13 protein-coding genes and 1 tRNA gene are annotated in these 17,472 nt (G+C 67.7%); 10 read left to right on the top strand and 4 right to left on the bottom strand.

Annotation, left to right across the window (positions count from 1 at the left end; genetic code table 11):
* Nucleotides 1-23 precede the first annotated feature (23 nt).
* Nucleotides 24-1,250, bottom strand: coding sequence for a pyridoxal phosphate-dependent aminotransferase (locus SMA5143A_RS29930; RefSeq protein ID WP_107465903.1), 1,227 nt, complete (start codon nt 1,248-1,250; stop codon nt 24-26).
* Between the two features lie 250 nt (nt 1,251-1,500).
* Between SMA5143A_RS29930 and SMA5143A_RS29925 the strand changes: the two genes are divergently transcribed.
* The 10 genes from SMA5143A_RS29925 (at nt 1,501) to SMA5143A_RS29875 (ending at nt 14,855) form a co-directional block, all read left to right on the top strand.
* Nucleotides 1,501-1,573, top strand: a tRNA-Trp gene (locus SMA5143A_RS29925).
* Nucleotides 1,574-1,688: 115 nt separating this feature from the next.
* A complete protein-coding gene (gene secE / locus SMA5143A_RS29920) occupies nt 1,689-1,976 on the top strand; it encodes a preprotein translocase subunit SecE (protein WP_033528314.1) in 288 nt (95 codons plus the stop codon).
* 76 nt (nt 1,977-2,052) lie between these two features.
* Nucleotides 2,053-2,886: a transcription termination/antitermination protein NusG gene (gene nusG, locus SMA5143A_RS29915; protein ID WP_107465902.1), complete on the top strand. Its 834-nt coding sequence runs from the start codon at nt 2,053-2,055 to the stop codon at nt 2,884-2,886.
* Nucleotides 2,887-3,044: 158 nt separating this feature from the next.
* Nucleotides 3,045-3,479 carry a 50S ribosomal protein L11 gene (rplK, locus tag SMA5143A_RS29910; RefSeq protein WP_055515278.1) on the top strand — a complete coding sequence of 145 codons (435 nt, stop codon included), beginning with the start codon at nt 3,045-3,047 and terminating at the stop codon, nt 3,477-3,479.
* A 104-nt stretch (nt 3,480-3,583) separates the two neighbouring features.
* Nucleotides 3,584-4,309 (top strand): 50S ribosomal protein L1, encoded by a 726-nt coding sequence (rplA, locus tag SMA5143A_RS29905; protein WP_107465901.1) that lies wholly within the window; start codon nt 3,584-3,586, stop codon nt 4,307-4,309.
* A gap of 174 nt (nt 4,310-4,483) precedes the next feature.
* Nucleotides 4,484-5,392: a hypothetical protein gene (locus SMA5143A_RS29900; protein WP_258193807.1), complete on the top strand. Its 909-nt coding sequence runs from the start codon at nt 4,484-4,486 to the stop codon at nt 5,390-5,392.
* A 301-nt stretch (nt 5,393-5,693) separates the two neighbouring features.
* Nucleotides 5,694-6,224, top strand: a complete 531-nt coding sequence (rplJ, locus tag SMA5143A_RS29895; RefSeq protein ID WP_009330729.1) for a 50S ribosomal protein L10 — start codon at nt 5,694-5,696, stop codon at nt 6,222-6,224.
* A 121-nt stretch (nt 6,225-6,345) separates the two neighbouring features.
* Nucleotides 6,346-6,729, top strand: a complete 384-nt coding sequence (gene rplL, locus SMA5143A_RS29890; RefSeq protein WP_107102767.1) for a 50S ribosomal protein L7/L12 — start codon at nt 6,346-6,348, stop codon at nt 6,727-6,729.
* Between the two features lie 647 nt (nt 6,730-7,376).
* Nucleotides 7,377-10,862, top strand: a complete 3,486-nt coding sequence (gene rpoB, locus SMA5143A_RS29880) for a DNA-directed RNA polymerase subunit beta (RefSeq protein WP_107465900.1) — start codon at nt 7,377-7,379, stop codon at nt 10,860-10,862.
* Nucleotides 10,863-10,955: 93 nt separating this feature from the next.
* A complete protein-coding gene (locus tag SMA5143A_RS29875) occupies nt 10,956-14,855 on the top strand; it encodes a DNA-directed RNA polymerase subunit beta' (RefSeq protein ID WP_107465899.1) in 3,900 nt (1,299 codons plus the stop codon).
* Nucleotides 14,856-14,931: 76 nt separating this feature from the next.
* On the opposite strand, the gene SMA5143A_RS29870 is transcribed toward SMA5143A_RS29875, so the two are convergent.
* The 3 genes from SMA5143A_RS29870 to SMA5143A_RS29860 are packed head-to-tail and all read right to left on the bottom strand — an operon-like array spanning nt 14,932 to nt 17,458.
* Nucleotides 14,932-15,954 carry a M48 family metalloprotease gene (locus SMA5143A_RS29870; protein WP_107465898.1) on the bottom strand — a complete coding sequence of 341 codons (1,023 nt, stop codon included), beginning with the start codon at nt 15,952-15,954 and terminating at the stop codon, nt 14,932-14,934.
* A gap of 38 nt (nt 15,955-15,992) precedes the next feature.
* Nucleotides 15,993-16,499, bottom strand: coding sequence for a Pycsar system effector family protein (locus SMA5143A_RS29865; protein ID WP_107465897.1), 507 nt, complete (start codon nt 16,497-16,499; stop codon nt 15,993-15,995).
* The gene (locus SMA5143A_RS29860; protein ID WP_107465896.1) at nt 16,496-17,458 is read right to left on the bottom strand and encodes a hypothetical protein; all 963 of its coding nucleotides are present in this window, start codon (nt 17,456-17,458) and stop codon (nt 16,496-16,498) included. The genes SMA5143A_RS29865 and SMA5143A_RS29860 overlap by 4 nt, the downstream gene beginning before the upstream one ends.
* Nucleotides 17,459-17,472 lie beyond the last annotated feature (14 nt).

Below are 17,472 nucleotides of genomic sequence, written 5' to 3'. Positions count from 1 at the left end.
GTCCGTCCGTCGTCAGTCCGTCGTCAGTCCGTCGCCTCGGCCAGCAGCTTCTGGATCCGCGACACGCCCTCGACGAGGTCCTCGTCACCCAGCGCGTACGACAGCCGCAGGTATCCCGGCGTGCCGAACGCCTCGCCCGGGACGACCGCGACCTCGGCCTCCTCCAGGATCAGCGCGGCCAGCTCGACCGAGTTCTGCGGCCGCCTGCCCCGGATCTCCTTGCCGATCAGCGCCTTCACCGACGGGTAGGCGTAGAACGCGCCCTCGGGCTCCGGGCAGAGGACGCCCTCGATCTCGTTGAGCATCCGCACGATGGTCTTGCGGCGCCGGTCGAAGGCCTCGCGCATCGTCGCCACGGCGTCCAGGTCGCCGGAGACGGCGGCGAGGGCGGCCGCCTGCGCGACGTTGGAGACGTTGGAGGTGGCGTGCGACTGGAGGTTGGTCGCGGCCTTCACCACGTCCTTCGGGCCGATGATCCACCCGACGCGCCAGCCGGTCATGGCGTACGTCTTGGCGACGCCGTTGACGACGATGCACTTGTCGCGGAGCTCGGGCAGGAGCGCGGGCAGCGAGGTGAACGTCGCGTCCCCGTAGACGAGGTGCTCGTAGATCTCGTCCGTCATCACCCACAGGCCGTGCTCGACGGCCCAGCGGCCGATCGCCTCGGCGTCCTCGGCGCTGTAGACCGCGCCGGTCGGGTTGGAGGGGGAGACGAAGAGGACGACCTTCGTCCGCTCGGTGCGCGCGGCCTCCAGCTGCTCGACGGAGACGCGGTAGCCGGTGGTCTCGTCGGCGACGACCTCGACCGGGACACCGCCGGCCAGGCGGATCGACTCCGGGTACGTCGTCCAGTACGGCGCCGGGACGATCACCTCGTCGCCCGGGTCGAGGATCGCGGCGAACGCCTCGTAGATGGCCTGCTTGCCGCCGTTGGTGACGAGGATCTGCGCCGGGTCGACCTCGTAGCCCGAGTCGCGCAGCGTCTTCGCGGCGATCGCGGCCTTCAGCTCGGGCAGACCACCGGCCGGCGTGTAGCGGTGGTACTTCGGGTTCTTGCAGGCCTCGACGGCCGCCTCGACGATGTAGTCGGGGGTCGGGAAGTCGGGCTCACCGGCGCCGAAGCCGATCACCGGACGTCCGGCGGCCTTGAGGGCCTTGGCCTTGGCGTCGACGGCGAGGGTCGCGGACTCGGAGATCGCGCCGATGCGGGCGGAGACCCGGCGCTCGGTCGGAGGGGTTGCAGCGCTCATGGGGCCCATCGTTCCAGACCGGAAACGAGCCCGGCACGCGGGTTTCACAGACTGAACAGCACCGGAACAACCGTCCGGATCCGGGCGCGGCGACGGTCGATCTTCGACGCACAACGCCCCTGCGGACGCTTTCTGTTCGACGACGGGCCTCGGACCACGTACACTCTCACCTCGTTGGCCTTCACCGGCCGCAGCACCAGGTGCACACCGAGCACCCGGTCGTATGCGGTACGTTGGTGGAGAACCACAAAGGGTCGTAGCTCAATTGGTAGAGCACTGGTCTCCAAAACCAGCGGTTGGGGGTTCAAGTCCCTCCGGCCCTGCTACACACTCCTCACGCCAGGATGTGTGCGCATGTACGTACAGCAATGTTCCGCCGTGCGGCTCAGACCGGGCGCGGCACGGCCACGGACCCGGACCGGAATCAGGTGAGGATGAATGACGGACGCCGTGGGCTCCATCGACACGCCTGATGCCCAGGACGAGGTGCCCGAGGACAAGAAGAAGACCCGTAAGGGCGGAAAGCGCGCCAAGAAGGGCCCGCTGAAGCGCCTGGCGCTCTTCTACCGCCAGATCGTCGCGGAGCTGCGGAAGGTCGTCTGGCCCACCCGCTCCCAGCTGACGACTTACACCACCGTGGTCATCGTCTTCGTCGTCATCATGATCGGTCTCGTGACCGTGATTGACTTCGGACTCGACAAGGCCGCCAAGTACGTCTTCGGCTGAGCCGACTGCGAAGGGCGCCGTACCAGGCGCCCCTTTCGCGTGTTCCACCCCTTGTATCCAGGAAGAAGCAGCCACAGTGTCTGACCCGAACCTGAACGACGCCATCGAGCCGGACCAGTCCGTGGATGATGAGCTCGACATCGTCGAGGGAGCGGACGAGGTCGACGAGTTCGAGGCTGCGGAAGCCGAGGCGGGGGAGCCGGCCGAGGAAGAGGCCGTGCACGTCGTGGACGACGAGGCCGAGGCCGCCGAGGAAGCCGAGGAAGAGGCCCCCGAGGAAGAGCCCGAGCCGGTCGACCCGGTCGAGGCCCTCCGCGAGGAACTGCGGACCCTGCCCGGCGAGTGGTACGTCATCCACACCTACGCCGGTTACGAGAACCGCGTGAAGACCAACCTGGAGCAGCGCGCCGTCTCGCTGAACGTCGAGGACTTCATCTTCCAGGCCGAGGTGCCGCAGGAAGAGGTCGCGCAGATCAAGAACGGCGAGCGCAAGACCATCCGTCAGAACAAGCTCCCCGGCTACGTCCTGGTGCGCATGGACCTGACGAACGAGTCCTGGGGCGTCGTCCGCAACACCCCTGGCGTCACCGGCTTCGTGGGCAACGCGTACGACCCGTACCCGCTGACCCTGGACGAGATCGTCAAGATGCTCGCGCCGGAGGCCGAGGAGAAGGCCGCGCGTGAGGCCGCCGAGGCCGAGGGCAAGCCCGCCCCGCAGCGCAAGGTCGAGGTCCAGGTGCTGGACTTCGAGGTCGGCGACTCGGTCACCGTCACCGACGGCCCCTTCGCCACGCTGCAGGCGACGATCAACGAGATCAACGCCGACTCCAAGAAGGTCAAGGGCCTGGTGGAGATCTTCGGCCGCGAGACCCCGGTCGAGCTTTCCTTCGACCAGATCCAGAAGAACTGACGAAGCTCGAAAGCAGCAGGTCAGGTCGGTCCTTGTGAGGGCCCCCTGACCTGCTCGTTTTTGGCCGCGCATCTATACCCGTTATCGTTGTGCGGTATGCCTTCATCTGGCCGCGAACCGGATGAGGGCGCACTCGAATCGAAAGGACCCGGAGAGCTATGCCTCCCAAGAAGAAGAAGGTCACGGGGCTTATCAAGCTCCAGATCAACGCCGGTGCGGCGAACCCGGCTCCGCCGGTCGGCCCCGCGCTCGGTCAGCACGGCGTCAACATCATGGAGTTCTGCAAGGCCTACAACGCGGCGACCGAGTCGCAGCGTGGCTGGGTGATCCCGGTGGAGATCACGGTCTACGAGGACCGCTCCTTCACCTTCATCACCAAGACCCCGCCGGCCGCGAAGATGATCCTCAAGGCCGCTGGTGTCGAGAAGGGCTCCGGCGAGCCCCACAAGACCAAGGTCGCCAAGATCACCGAGGCGCAGGTCCGCGAGATCGCCCAGACCAAGCTGCCCGACCTGAACGCCAACGACCTGGACGCCGCGTCGAAGATCATCGCTGGCACCGCCCGTTCCATGGGCATCACGGTCGAGGGCTGATCTCAGCCTCGTAGCACCTTCGTAGAACCATGCGGCCTCGGCCGCACGTGGCAGGGCCTGCTCGGCCCGTACCACGACTCCTTTCAGAACACACAGGAGCAGTTGTGAGCAAGCGCAGCAAGGCTCTCCGCGCTGCGGACGCCAAGGTCGACCGGGACAAGCTCTACGCCCCGCTCGAGGCCGTCCGTCTCGCCAAGGAGACCTCCACGACCAAGTTCGACGGCACCGTCGAGGTCGCCTTCCGTCTGGGTGTCGACCCGCGTAAGGCCGACCAGATGGTCCGTGGCACCGTGAACCTCCCGCACGGCACCGGTAAGACCGCCCGGGTCCTGGTCTTCGCGACCGGTGACCGTGCCGAGGCCGCACTCGCCGCGGGCGCCGACATCGTCGGCTCCGACGAGCTCATCGACGAGGTGTCGAAGGGCCGTCTGGACTTCGACGCCGTCGTCGCCACCCCGGACCTCATGGGCAAGGTCGGCCGCCTCGGCCGTGTGCTCGGTCCCCGTGGTCTCATGCCGAACCCCAAGACCGGCACCGTGACCCCGGACGTCGCGAAGGCTGTCACCGAGATCAAGGGTGGCAAGATCGAGTTCCGCGTCGACAAGCACTCGAACCTGCACTTCATCATCGGCAAGACGTCCTTCGAGGACGAGAAGCTGGTGGAGAACTACGCGGCGGCCCTCGAGGAGATCACGCGTCTCAAGCCGTCCGCCGCCAAGGGCCGCTACATCAAGAAGGCCGCCATCAGCACCACGATCGGCCCCGGCATCCCGATCGACCCGAACCGCACCCGCAACCTCCTCGTCGAGGAGGACCCGGCCGCCGTCTGAGCCCACCGCTCACCAGGCAGCCGCGTCGCGCACGCGTAGCGAGAACGAGCCCCGCACCCTCCGAGGTGCGGGGCTCGTCCCTTTGCGGCCTGAAACCCGGGGACAGCCGGGTTGCGGGCGCGTTAGTGTCCCCTCGGCCCCCTGCGTGTGGGGCGTGAGGCAACAGGGGGACACATGAGGTTTGGCACCGCCGGCTCCGTACGACGGCGCAGCGCCGCCACGACGGTCGTCGTCGCCGCGCTGCTCGGCGGCACCAGCGGCTGCGGCACCGCGTCGGACTCGGCGGCCGAGGCGGATCTGACGCCCGCCCAGTCGGTGTCCCGGGCGGTGCGGACGACGCTGGGGCTCACCTCGTTGCGGTACCGGGTGACCGGCACGCTGCCGGGGCACGGCAAGGTGCGGGCCGAGGCGTCCATGGGCGTGCGGCCGAGTGTCATGCGCATGAATATCACCGGGCTCGGCAAGACCGAGGACAAGCCCTTGCAGATCCGGTTCGCGGGCGGGGCCATGTACACCGAGGGGGACACCGCCGCCCTCGGGGACGCGGGCGGGAAGCGCTGGCTCAAGGCGGAGCCGGCCGTGTGGGGCCGCGGCTCCGCTGACAACCAGACCTATCGGGTCGTGCCCCGGCAACTGGAGGGCAGCCCCCTCGTGCAGTCCACGATCCTGAGCGGTGCCAAGGACATCCGCGAGGCCGGCTCCGGGACCGTGGACGGCACCCCCACCACCCACTATCGGGGCGAGGTCACGGGCAAGGGACTGCGGGCGTACCAGTCGGCGGCCAAGAGCAAGAAGGCCCACGAGCTCAGGACGGACTGCTTCGACCAGTTCATGGCCCTGGGGCTGAAGGTCGGGAGCGCGCTCACCATGGATCTGTGGGTCGACGAGGACGGCCGGACCAAGCAGTTCCGGATGCGGGGGCGGACCAACGCGCTGGACGGCAAGGGGCGCTGGGTCGACACCGGGCCGCTGGACGTGACCGTCACCTTCCTGGACATCAACCCGTCGGTGACCGTCGAGCCCCCGGCGGCCGACGACACGCTGGACCTCGCCGAGCTGGTGGACGCGGCGCCCAAGGGCTGATCCGTGACCCCTGACCCCAGGGGAGCGGATTTGCTTGACGACGACACGGTCCCGTACTCTTCCGGAGAAGCCAAAGACCGCTGGTCGTTGCCGTGTGCTCGTTGAGAGGGCTCGGTGGCCGAAGGATCCGCTGAATGCGGACGACCCGCGCAGGTGACTGTGGAAGTTGCTCCCGGATCTGTTCCGTCTCCAGCGGAATTCGTTCGGTCGAGCTACGCCCCGTGCGCCTGCGCCGGGGCGTTTCGTTTTGACGCAGCCCCTTCCGAGCGGTCCTCATCACCCGGAAGGAGGCCGACGCTCTATGGCAAGGCCCGACAAGGCTGCCGCGGTGGCCGAGCTCACGGAGCAGTTCCGTAGCTCGAACGCCGCCGTGCTGACCGAGTACCGGGGTCTCACCGTGGCGCAGCTCAAGACGCTGCGTCGTTCGCTCGGTGAGAACGCCCAGTACGCCGTGGTGAAGAACACGCTGACCAAGATTGCGGCCAACGAGGCCGGGATCACGACGCTCGACGACCTGTTCAACGGTCCGACGGCGGTCGCCTTCGTCACCGGTGACCCGGTGGAGTCGGCGAAGGGTCTTCGTGACTTCGCCAAGGACAACCCGAACCTCGTCATCAAGGGCGGTGTCCTTGACGGCAAGGCGCTGTCCGCCGACGAGATCAAGAAGCTTGCGGACCTCGAGTCCCGCGAGGTTCTGCTCGCCAAGCTGGCGGGCGCCCTGAAGGGCAAGCAGACGCAGGCTGCTCAGGTCTTCCAGGCGCTCCCGTCGAAGCTCGTCCGCACCGTGGACGCGCTTCGCGCCAAGCAGGACGAGCAGGGCGGTGCCGAGTAACTCGGCTCGCGAAATGACCGCCGTCTGAGGCGCTCAGCCACAGACAGAGGTCGTAGCGGGCCGAACGTACGCCCGCCAGACATGTACATCCGGCACCAGCCGAATTAGTGGAAGGAAAGCCATCGTGGCTCTCACCCAGGACGAACTGCTCGCCGAGTTCGAGGGCATGACCCTCATCCAGCTCTCCGAGTTCGTGAAGGCGTTCGAGGAGAAGTTCGACGTCACCGCCGCCGCCGCGGTCGCCGTTGCCGGCCCCGCCGTTCCCGGCGCCCCGGCCGAGGCCGTCGAGGAGAAGGACGAGTTCGACGTCATCCTCACCGGCGCCGGCGAGAAGAAGATCCAGGTCATCAAGGTCGTGCGTGAGCTCACCTCCCTCGGCCTGAAGGAGGCCAAGGACCTGGTCGACGGTGCGCCGAAGCCGGTTCTGGAGAAGGTCAACAAGGAGGCCGCGGACAAGGCCAAGGAGTCCCTCGAGGGCGCCGGCGCCTCCGTCGAGGTCAAGTAAGGCCTCGCTGGTCCGCCAGCTTCCCGGGCCCGCGAGGGCCCGTGCGACACGGATCTGAGACGAGTGGCAAAAACTCGTTCGAATCTGTAACGCGAGCACACTGAAGGGCGATCACCCAACTGGGTGGTCGCCCTTCGGCGTTCCGGGACGTCGAGTGACGACTGCCTTGCGCTGTCGGTGGCGACGAGTAGGGTGATCTTCGTCGTGCCCCCGAGCGTCCTGGGTGACGGACCGCGAGTGACGATCGCGGCGGGCGGATCGGGCATGAGGGGCCTTGACGAACCGCACGCAGCGCGCAATTCTCAGGACGCGTCGTCACACCGATCCGAACTCCGAGGCATGGATCGACGGCGAAGAGGGCAGTATCAACGTGCATTGAGGGCGTGGGCTTGCGCAGGGTGGCGAGAACGACGAGGGTCTCAGAAAACCCGCACTGGACATCAGTGTGCCATCTGGCTACACTGACCCTTTGCGCTGCCTGTTAGCTGTCCCCTGCCCGTCACCAGGGGCATGCCCTCGCTTGAGCATCGACGAAGGACCATTCCCGACCTGGCCTTATCTGTCAGTTCAGGAACATCCTGTTCGCTTTGCGCAGGAGAGGGGCCGGTACGCGCGTAGTGAGTCCGAGCCCTCGGAAGGACCCCCTCTTGGCCGCCTCGCGCAACGCCTCGACCGCGAATACGAACAACGGCGCCAGCACCGCCCCGCTGCGCATCTCCTTTGCAAAGATCAAGGAGCCTCTCGAGGTTCCCAACCTGCTCGCGCTGCAGACCGAGAGCTTCGACTGGCTGCTCGGCAACACCGCTTGGCAGAGTCGGGTCGAGGAGGCTCTGGAGAACGGACAGGACGTCCCCACCAAGTCCGGTCTGGAGGAGATCTTCGAGGAGATCTCCCCGATCGAGGACTTCTCCGGGTCGATGTCGCTGACGTTCCGCGACCACCGCTTCGAGCCGCCGAAGAACAGCATCGACGAGTGCAAGGACCGTGACTTCACGTACGCGGCCCCGCTCTTCGTGACGGCCGAGTTCACCAACAACGAGACCGGCGAGATCAAGTCCCAGACGGTCTTCATGGGCGACTTCCCGCTCATGACCCACAAGGGCACCTTCGTCATCAACGGCACCGAGCGTGTCGTGGTGTCGCAGCTGGTTCGTTCGCCGGGTGTCTACTTCGACTCCTCCATCGACAAGACGTCCGACAAGGACATCTTCTCGGCCAAGATCATCCCGTCCCGGGGTGCCTGGCTGGAGATGGAGATCGACAAGCGCGACATGGTCGGTGTCCGTATCGACCGCAAGCGCAAGCAGTCCGTGACCGTCCTCCTCAAGGCCCTCGGTTGGACCACCGAGCAGATCCTCGAGGAGTTCGGCGAGTACGAGTCCATGCGCGCCACCCTGGAGAAGGACCACACCCAGGGCCAGGACGACGCGCTGCTCGACATCTACCGCAAGCTGCGTCCGGGCGAGCCCCCCACGCGTGAGGCCGCGCAGACGCTGCTGGAGAACCTGTACTTCAACCCCAAGCGCTACGACCTCGCGAAGGTCGGCCGCTACAAGGTCAACAAGAAGCTGGGTGCGGACGCCCCGCTCGACGCGGGCATCCTGACCGTCGAGGACATCATCTCGACGATCAAGTACCTGGTGAAGCTGCACGCGGGCGAGACCGAGACGGTCGGCGACCGGGGTACGAGCATCGTCGTCGAGACCGACGACATCGACCACTTCGGCAACCGTCGCCTGCGCAGCGTCGGCGAGCTCATCCAGAACCAGGTCCGTACGGGTCTGGCTCGTATGGAGCGCGTCGTCCGTGAGCGCATGACGACCCAGGACGTCGAGGCCATCACGCCGCAGACCCTGATCAACATCCGGCCGGTCGTCGCCTCCATCAAGGAGTTCTTCGGCACCAGCCAGCTGTCGCAGTTCATGGACCAGAACAACCCGCTGTCGGGTCTGACGCACAAGCGTCGTCTCTCGGCGCTGGGCCCCGGTGGTCTGTCCCGTGAGCGGGCCGGCTTCGAGGTCCGTGACGTGCACCCGTCTCACTACGGCCGTATGTGCCCGATCGAGACGCCCGAAGGCCCGAACATCGGTCTGATCGGTTCGCTCGCCTCCTACGGCCGCGTCAACGCGTTCGGTTTCGTGGAGACGCCGTACCGCAAGGTCGTCGACGGCGTCGTCACCGACGAGGTCGACTACCTGACGGCCGACGAAGAGGACCGGTTCGTCATCGCGCAGGCCAACGCCACGCTCGACGACGACCTGCGCTTCACCGAGAACCGCGTCCTGGTCCGCCGTCGTGGCGGCGAGGTCGACTACGTCCCCGGTGACGACGTGGACTACATGGACGTCTCGCCGCGCCAGATGGTGTCGGTCGCGACCGCCATGATCCCGTTCCTCGAGCACGACGACGCCAACCGTGCCCTCATGGGCGCGAACATGATGCGTCAGGCCGTGCCGCTGATTAAGTCCGAGGCCCCGCTCGTCGGCACCGGCATGGAGTACCGCTCCGCCGTCGACGCCGGCGACGTCGTCAAGGCCGAGAAGGCCGGTGTGGTCCAGGAGGTCTCCGCGGACTACATCACCACCGCCAACGACGACGGCACGTACATCACGTACCGCCTGGCCAAGTTCGCCCGCTCCAACCAGGGCACCTCGGTCAACCAGAAGGTCATCGTCCACGAGGGCGACCGCATCATCGAGGGCCAGGTCCTCGCCGACGGTCCCGCCACCGAGAACGGCGAGATGGCGCTCGGCAAGAACCTGCTCGTGGCGTTCATGCCGTGGGAGGGTCACAACTACGAGGACGCGATCATCCTGTCGCAGCGCCTCGTGCAGGACGACGTCCTCTCCTCGATCCACATCGAGGAGCACGAGGTCGACGCCCGTGACACCAAGCTCGGCCCCGAGGAGATCACCCGGGACATCCCGAACGTCTCCGAGGAGGTCCTCGCCGACCTCGACGAGCGCGGCATCATCCGGATCGGTGCCGAGGTCGTCGCCGGCGACATCCTCGTGGGCAAGGTCACGCCCAAGGGTGAGACCGAGCTGACGCCCGAGGAGCGCCTGCTGCGCGCGATCTTCGGTGAGAAGGCCCGTGAGGTCCGTGACACCTCGCTGAAGGTCCCGCACGGCGAGATCGGCAAGGTCATCGGCGTCCGCGTCTTCGACCGCGAGGAGGGCGACGAGCTTCCCCCCGGTGTCAACCAGCTGGTGCGCGTCTACGTCGCGCAGAAGCGCAAGATCACCGACGGTGACAAGCTCGCCGGCCGTCACGGCAACAAGGGTGTCATCTCCAAGATCCTGCCCATCGAGGACATGCCGTTCCTCGAGGACGGGACCCCGGTCGACATCATCCTCAACCCGCTCGGTGTGCCGTCCCGAATGAACCCGGGACAGGTCCTGGAGATCCACCTCGGCTGGCTCGCCAGCCGCGGCTGGGACGTCTCCGGTCTCGCCGACGACTGGGCGCAGCGTCTGCAGGTCATCGGCGCCGACAGTGTCGCCCCCGGCACCAACGTCGCCACCCCGGTCTTCGACGGTGCCCGTGAGGACGAGCTGGCGGGTCTGCTCCAGCACACCATCCCGAACCGCGACGGCGAGCGCATGGTGCTCCCGTCCGGCAAGGCGCGGCTGTTCGACGGCCGTAGCGGTGAGCCGTTCCCGGACCCGATCTCGGTCGGCTACATGTACATCCTCAAGCTGCACCACCTGGTCGACGACAAGCTGCACGCCCGCTCGACCGGCCCGTACTCGATGATCACCCAGCAGCCGCTGGGTGGTAAGGCCCAGTTCGGTGGCCAGCGCTTCGGTGAGATGGAGGTGTGGGCGCTGGAGGCTTACGGCGCCGCGTACGCCCTCCAGGAGCTGCTGACCATCAAGTCCGACGACGTCACCGGCCGCGTGAAGGTCTACGAGGCCATCGTCAAGGGCGAGAACATCCCCGAGCCCGGCATCCCCGAGTCCTTCAAGGTGCTCATCAAGGAGATGCAGTCTCTCTGCCTGAACGTGGAGGTGCTGTCCAGCGACGGTATGTCCATCGAGATGCGTGACACCGACGAGGACGTCTTCCGCGCTGCGGAGGAGCTCGGCATCGACCTGTCCCGGCGCGAGCCGAGCAGCGTCGAAGAGGTCTGACGGGAGTTCGGCCGGGCTCGTGACGAGCCCGGCCGGCCCCAGGACCCCCGTTTCAGACCAAAGACTTACAACCCTGAGAGGGATTGACGCATAGTGCTCGACGTCAACTTCTTCGACGAGCTCCGGATCGGTCTGGCCACCGCTGACGACATCCGTCAGTGGAGCCACGGCGAGGTCAAGAAGCCCGAGACGATCAACTACCGCACCCTGAAGCCCGAAAAGGACGGACTCTTCTGCGAGAAGATCTTCGGTCCGACCCGGGACTGGGAGTGCTACTGCGGCAAGTACAAGCGTGTCCGCTTCAAGGGCATCATCTGTGAGCGCTGTGGCGTCGAGGTCACGCGCGCCAAGGTGCGCCGTGAGCGGATGGGCCACATCGAGCTGGCCGCTCCCGTCACCCACATCTGGTACTTCAAGGGCGTTCCGTCGCGGCTGGGCTACCTGCTCGACCTCGCCCCGAAGGACCTGGAGAAGGTCATCTACTTCGCGGCGTACATGATCACGTACGTCGACGAGGAGCGCCGCACCCGCGACCTGCCCTCCCTGGAGGCGCATGTCTCCGTCGAGCGGCAGCAGATCGAGAACCGCCGGGACGCCGACCTGGAGGCCCGCGCCAAGAAGCTCGAGACCGACCTGGCCGAGCTGGAGGCCGAGGGCGCCAAGGCCGACGTGCGCCGCAAGGTGCGCGAGGGCGCCGAGCGTGAGATGAAGCAGCTGCGCGACCGTTCGCAGCGCGAGATCGACCGTCTCGACGAGGTGTGGACCCGGTTCAAGAACCTCAAGGTCCAGGACCTGGAGGGCGACGAGCTCCTCTACCGCGAGCTGCGTGACCGCTTCGGCACGTACTTCGACGGTTCGATGGGTGCCGCGGCGCTGCAGAAGCGCCTGGAGTCCTTCGACCTGGACGAGGAGGCCGAGCGCCTCCGCGAGATCATCCGCACCGGCAAGGGCCAGAAGAAGACCCGTGCGCTCAAGCGCCTCAAGGTCGTCTCCGCGTTCCTGCAGACCAGCAACAGCCCCAAGGGCATGGTGCTCGACTGCGTGCCGGTCATCCCGCCGGACCTTCGCCCGATGGTGCAGCTGGACGGTGGCCGCTTCGCGACCTCCGACCTGAACGACCTGTACCGCCGTGTGATCAACCGCAACAACCGTCTGAAGCGCCTGCTCGACCTGGGTGCTCCGGAGATCATCGTCAACAACGAGAAGCGCATGCTTCAGGAGGCTGTTGACGCCCTCTTCGACAACGGTCGTCGCGGCCGCCCGGTGACCGGTCCCGGTAACCGCCCGCTGAAGTCCCTCAGCGACATGCTGAAGGGTAAGCAGGGACGATTCCGTCAGAACCTGCTCGGCAAGCGTGTGGACTACTCCGCGCGTTCCGTGATCGTCGTCGGTCCGCAGCTGAAGCTGCACCAGTGCGGTCTGCCGAAGGCGATGGCGCTGGAGCTGTTCAAGCCGTTCGTGATGAAGCGCCTGGTCGACCTGAACCACGCGCAGAACATCAAGAGCGCCAAGCGCATGGTGGAGCGCGGCCGCACGGTCGTGTACGACGTCCTCGAAGAGGTCATCGCCGAGCACCCGGTCCTGCTGAACCGTGCTCCCACCCTGCACCGCCTCGGCATCCAGGCCTTCGAGCCGCAGCTGGTCGAGGGCAAGGCCATCCAGATCCACCCGCTCGTCTGCACCGCGTTCAACGCGGACTTCGACGGTGACCAGATGGCCGTGCACCTGCCGCTGTCCGCGGAGGCGCAGGCCGAGGCCCGCATCCTGATGCTGTCCTCGAACAACATCCTCAAGCCGGCCGACGGCCGTCCGGTGACGATGCCGACCCAGGACATGGTCCTCGGTCTGTTCTTCCTCACCACCGACGGCGAACTCCGTGACACCAAGGGCGAGGGGCGTTCGTTCGCCTCCACGGCCGAGGCGATCATGGCGTTCGACGCCGACGAGCTCGCGTTGCAGTCCGCGGTGGACATCCGCTTCCCGGTGGGCACCATCCCGCCGCGCGGCTGGACCCCGCCGGCGCGCGAGGAGGGCGAGCCGGAGTGGCAGCAGGGTGACACCTTCCGTCTGAGGACCACGCTCGGCCGTGCGCTCTTCAACGAGCTGCTGCCCGAGGACTACCCGTTCGTCGACTACTCGGTGGGCAAGAAGCAGCTCTCCGAGATCGTCAACGACCTCGCCGAGCGCTACCCCAAGGTCATCGTGGCGGCGACGCTCGACAACCTGAAGGCGGCCGGCTTCTACTGGGCGACCCGTTCCGGTGTCACCGTGGCCATCTCCGACGTCGTCGTCCCCGAGGCGAAGAAGGAGATCGTCCGCGGGTACGAGGCGCAGGACGAGAAGGTCCAGAAGCAGTACGAGCGCGGTCTGATCACCAAGGAAGAGCGCACGCAGGAGCTCATCGCGATCTGGACCAAGGCGACCAACGAGGTCGCCGAGGCGATGAACGCGAACTTCCCCAAGACCAACCCCATCTTCATGATGGTTGACTCGGGTGCCCGAGGAAACATGATGCAGATGCGGCAGATCGCCGGTATGCGTGGTCTGGTGTCGAACGCGAAGAACGAGACCATCCCGCGTCCGATCAAGGCGTCCTTCCGTGAGGGCCTGTCCGTGCTGGAGTACTTCATCTCCACGCACGGTGCCCGTAAGGGTCTGGCGGACACCGCCCTGCGTACCGCCGACTCGGGTTACCTGACCCGTCGTCTGGTGGACGTCTCGCAGGACGTCATCATCCGCGAGGAGGACTGTGGCACCGAGCGCGGTCTGAAGCTGCGGATCGCCTCGAAGGACGAGACCGGTGTCCTGCGCAAGGCCGAGGACGTCGAGACCAGCGTCTACGCCCGCATGCTCGCCGAGGACGTCGTCATCGACGGCAAGGTGATCGCGCCGGCCAACGTGGACCTCGGCGACGTGCTCATCGACCAGCTCGTGCGCCACGGCGTCGAGGAGGTCAAGACCCGCTCGATCCTGACCTGTGAGTCCAAGGTCGGCACGTGTGCCATGTGCTACGGCCGCTCCCTGGCCACCGGCAAGCTGGTCGACATCGGTGAGGCGGTCGGCATCATCGCCGCCCAGTCCATCGGTGAGCCCGGTACCCAGCTGACGATGCGTACCTTCCACACCGGTGGTGTGGCCGGTGACGACATCACGCAGGGTCTGCCGCGTGTCGTCGAGCTCTTCGAGGCCCGTACCCCGAAGGGTGTCGCCCCGATCTCCGAGGCCTCCGGCCGCGTGCGGATCGAGGAGACCGAGAAGACCAAGAAGATCGTCGTCACTCCGGACGACGGCAGCGACGAGACGGCGTACCCGATCTCGAAGCGTGCCCGACTCCTGGTCAGCGAGGGCGAGCACGTCGAGGTGGGCCAGAAGCTCACCGTGGGTGCCACCAACCCGCACGACGTGCTGCGCATCCTGGGTCAGCGTGCCGTCCAGGTCCACCTGGTCGGCGAGGTCCAGAAGGTGTACAACTCGCAGGGTGTGTCGATCCACGACAAGCACATCGAGATCATCATCCGGCAGATGCTCCGCCGCGTGACGATCATCGAGTCCGGCGACGCCGAGCTGCTGCCCGGCGAGCTGGTCGAGCGCTCCCGCTTCGAGCAGGAGAACCGTCGTGTGGTGCAGGAGGGCGGTCACCCGGCCTCCGGTCGTCCGCAGCTCATGGGTATCACCAAGGCCTCGCTGGCCACGGAGTCCTGGCTGTCGGCGGCGTCCTTCCAGGAGACGACGCGAGTCCTCACGGACGCGGCGATCAACGCCAAGTCCGACTCGCTGATCGGCCTCAAGGAGAACGTCATCATCGGTAAGCTCATCCCGGCCGGTACGGGTCTGTCCCGCTACCGCAACATCCGGGTCGAGCCGACCGAGGAGGCCAAGGCCGCGATGTACTCGGCCGTCGGCTACGACGACATCGACTACTCGCCGTTCGGCACGGGCTCCGGCCAGGCCGTTCCGCTGGAGGACTACGACTACGGTCCGTACAACCAGTAAGGCGTACGTCTGCCGAAGGGCGCCCACTCCGTTTGCGCGGGGTGGGCGCCCTTCGGGGTTTTTGGGGGCGGGTGTGTCAGCGCGCGCTGTCCACGTGGGTCTGTAGACGGTGGAGCCGGGTGTGGACGTCGGGGTGCGAGGCGAGGAGCCGTGCGACGACACCCTCCTCCTCGAAGCGGACGCCCATGGCCGTGGCACCCACCCGCGACGCCTCATCGTGGGCGAGGTCCTCGCGCAGCACGGCCATCAGTTGCGGCGCGAAACCGAGGCCGGCCGCGTGCTCGTCGGCGCGGAGTTCCGAGCGGCGGGACACCGCGGCGACCAGGTAGGGCGTGGCCAGGGGGAGGAGGACCAGGCCGTAGGTGGCGGTCGCCACGGCGAACACGGTGGCTCCCAGGACGCCGATCACCACGGCGGCGGTGCCCACGGGGAGACGGTCGACGCGCGCGGCCAGCCGGCGGAGCAGGCGCCAGGTGAGCTTGGCCGGCAGCGTGTACCAGATGGTGATCAGGGAGGCCCAGGGGTGGCCTCCCACGTGGTGCCCCAGCTCGTGCGCGAGCACTGCGGCGAGCCGGGCCGGCGCCAGGGATCGGAGCGAGTGGCTGGTGACGCCGACGATGTGGCCCGCGGCGGCCATGGCGTTGACCTCGTCGCTGTCCTCGACCCACAGCTGGTAGGCGTCCGGGTCCACCCCGGCCCGGGCGGTGACCTTCCGCCAGACCGAGGTCAGTTTCCGGGCCTCCTCCGGCGTGGGGTGGCGCAGCCCGTACAGCCAGCGGGCGAGGAGACGTTCGCAGGGCCGGTGGAAGGCCAGTGCGCCGCTCGCCGCCCAGCAGCCGACCGGAATCCACCAGGGAGGCCCGAACAGGGCGTCGACGACGTACGAGGCCGCGAGGACGACGGTCAGGCTGGTGAGCAGGTGCGGTAGGTGGAGGGCGAGCGTTCCGAGCGTGGTGACGTCGATGTGCCGGTGCCGGGCCGATATGTGGACGCGGCCCGCGGGGGGCCGCGGGGCGGAGCCGGGTTCGTGGCCGGATCCAAGGCCGGGGCCCGGGTCGGCAGGTTTTCGGCGGCTCTCGGAACCGTGGGGTACGGACATGGCGCTCCTTGTCGGATCGGGTGCCGCACGGGGCGTGATCAGGCCATGAGGGCGGAGGCGGGCAGCAGTACCGCGGCGCAACCGAAGGCGATCAGGCCGGTGCGGATCCAGAGGTGTTTGCGGGCCACGATCCGGCTGGTCTCGGCGAGTGCCGGGAAGAGACCGACGGAGGGATCGCGCCCGGTCTCCGCCACGGCGGTGGCGAGCCCGCCGGAGCGGGCGGCACGCCGTACGTCCCCGAAGTAGGTGAGGGGGCGGCCGGGCTCCCAGCTGCTTCTGCGGTAGCGGGGCAGGACGGCGAGCAGCAGGGCGAACAGCGCGGCGAAGAGCGAGGCCGCGCCGAGCCACCACAGGACGGCGGCGGCGGGCGGGAGCCCGGCCGGGCCCCAGCCGTGTCCGCCGAGCAGACCGGCCGTGATGCCGAGGGCTCCGACCAGGACGGAGGCCTTGGTGTCGGCGCGCGCGATCTCCGCCCGGAGGTCGCCCAGCAACCGCAGACCTGCCTCCACCTGGGGTCCGGGCAGCCGGGCGGGTACGCCGCTCACGCCGGGGCCTCGGGGATCTCGTCCTCGGGGGTGGCCCCGGACTTGAGGACGGTCGTCATCCACTGGGCCGTGAGTTGGCGGGGCTCCTCCATCTGGTAGCTCTCCAGGCCGTCCTTGTCGAGCACACGGTCGATCAGATGGCGTTGGGTCGCGAACAGCTCCTTGCGTTCCTCGCCGAGCCGCGTCAGGACCAGCCGGGTGTCCTCGGGGTGTTCCGCCAGATGGAGGGCCAGCGCGGCCGTGTCGCCTCTGGCCAGGCAGTCCTCGTAGAACTTGATCTTCTCGGACCTGATGTGGGCCTCGTGCCTCAGGCGCCGCGCGGAGACCGCCTGCTCGGGCGGCGCCGCCTCCGCCTCGTGCCGTGCGACGCGCAGCCGTTCCTGGTGGGTGCGTTCGGTGACGTCGCGGCGCAGCCGCACGGTGACGGTGGCACGCAGCCCCTGGTCCGTGCCGATCGGCGCGGCGTCGTTCAACGCCCGCTGTACCGCCCGCTCGGCCCGGGAGCTGTCGCCGATGGCGTGGCCACGGCTCGCGGCGCGCATCAGTGGGACGAGTTCGCGGATCAGAAGGCCGGGTACGTCGCGCTCCTGACTGGCGACGAAGCGGGCGGGGTCGCTGACCCGCCAGGTGATGTCGGCGACGAGGTCGAACTCGAAGCTGTCGACGTCGCTGGGCAGGTGCTCGCACAGCTGGAAGGAGTGCGGGTCGGTGTTCACCTCGTAGAGGGCGACATAGCGGCGGACGGTCGTGGGCCGGGCCGGGGGCAGGAAGGTCTCGTACGAGCCCTTCCGGGTCACGAAGACCAGTGCGTTGTCCAGCCGCCCGGTGAACCGCCGGCCGCCGAGCCGGAGGCGGGGCAGTTGCCAGACCCTGATGACGGGGTCGGTACGGGAGGCGGGGAGAGGAGGGGCTTCTTCAAGCCAGTCGGGTTCGTCGGGCTGAGGGTGCGTTTCGGACATGAGCCGCTCCACAG

The organism is Streptomyces sp. MA5143a (assembly GCF_900290235.1).
Lineage (GTDB): Bacteria > Actinomycetota > Actinomycetes > Streptomycetales > Streptomycetaceae > Streptomyces.
This window is presented reverse-complemented; position numbering and strand designations above follow the sequence as displayed.

What these genes read in the sequence shown, in the direction of transcription:
- rplK (WP_055515278.1), top strand. Translation starts at nt 3,045, where the DNA reads ATGCCTCCCAAGAAGAAGAAGGTCACGGGGCTTATCAAGCTCCAGATC.
- SMA5143A_RS29930 (WP_107465903.1), bottom strand. Translation starts at nt 1,250, where the DNA reads ATGAGCGCTGCAACCCCTCCGACCGAGCGCCGGGTCTCCGCCCGCATC.
- secE (WP_033528314.1), top strand. Translation starts at nt 1,689, where the DNA reads ATGACGGACGCCGTGGGCTCCATCGACACGCCTGATGCCCAGGACGAG.
- rplJ (WP_009330729.1), top strand. Translation starts at nt 5,694, where the DNA reads ATGGCAAGGCCCGACAAGGCTGCCGCGGTGGCCGAGCTCACGGAGCAG.
- SMA5143A_RS29860 (WP_107465896.1), bottom strand. Translation starts at nt 17,458, where the DNA reads ATGTCCGAAACGCACCCTCAGCCCGACGAACCCGACTGGCTTGAAGAA.
- SMA5143A_RS29870 (WP_107465898.1), bottom strand. Translation starts at nt 15,954, where the DNA reads ATGTCCGTACCCCACGGTTCCGAGAGCCGCCGAAAACCTGCCGACCCG.
- SMA5143A_RS29900 (WP_258193807.1), top strand. Translation starts at nt 4,484, where the DNA reads ATGAGGTTTGGCACCGCCGGCTCCGTACGACGGCGCAGCGCCGCCACG.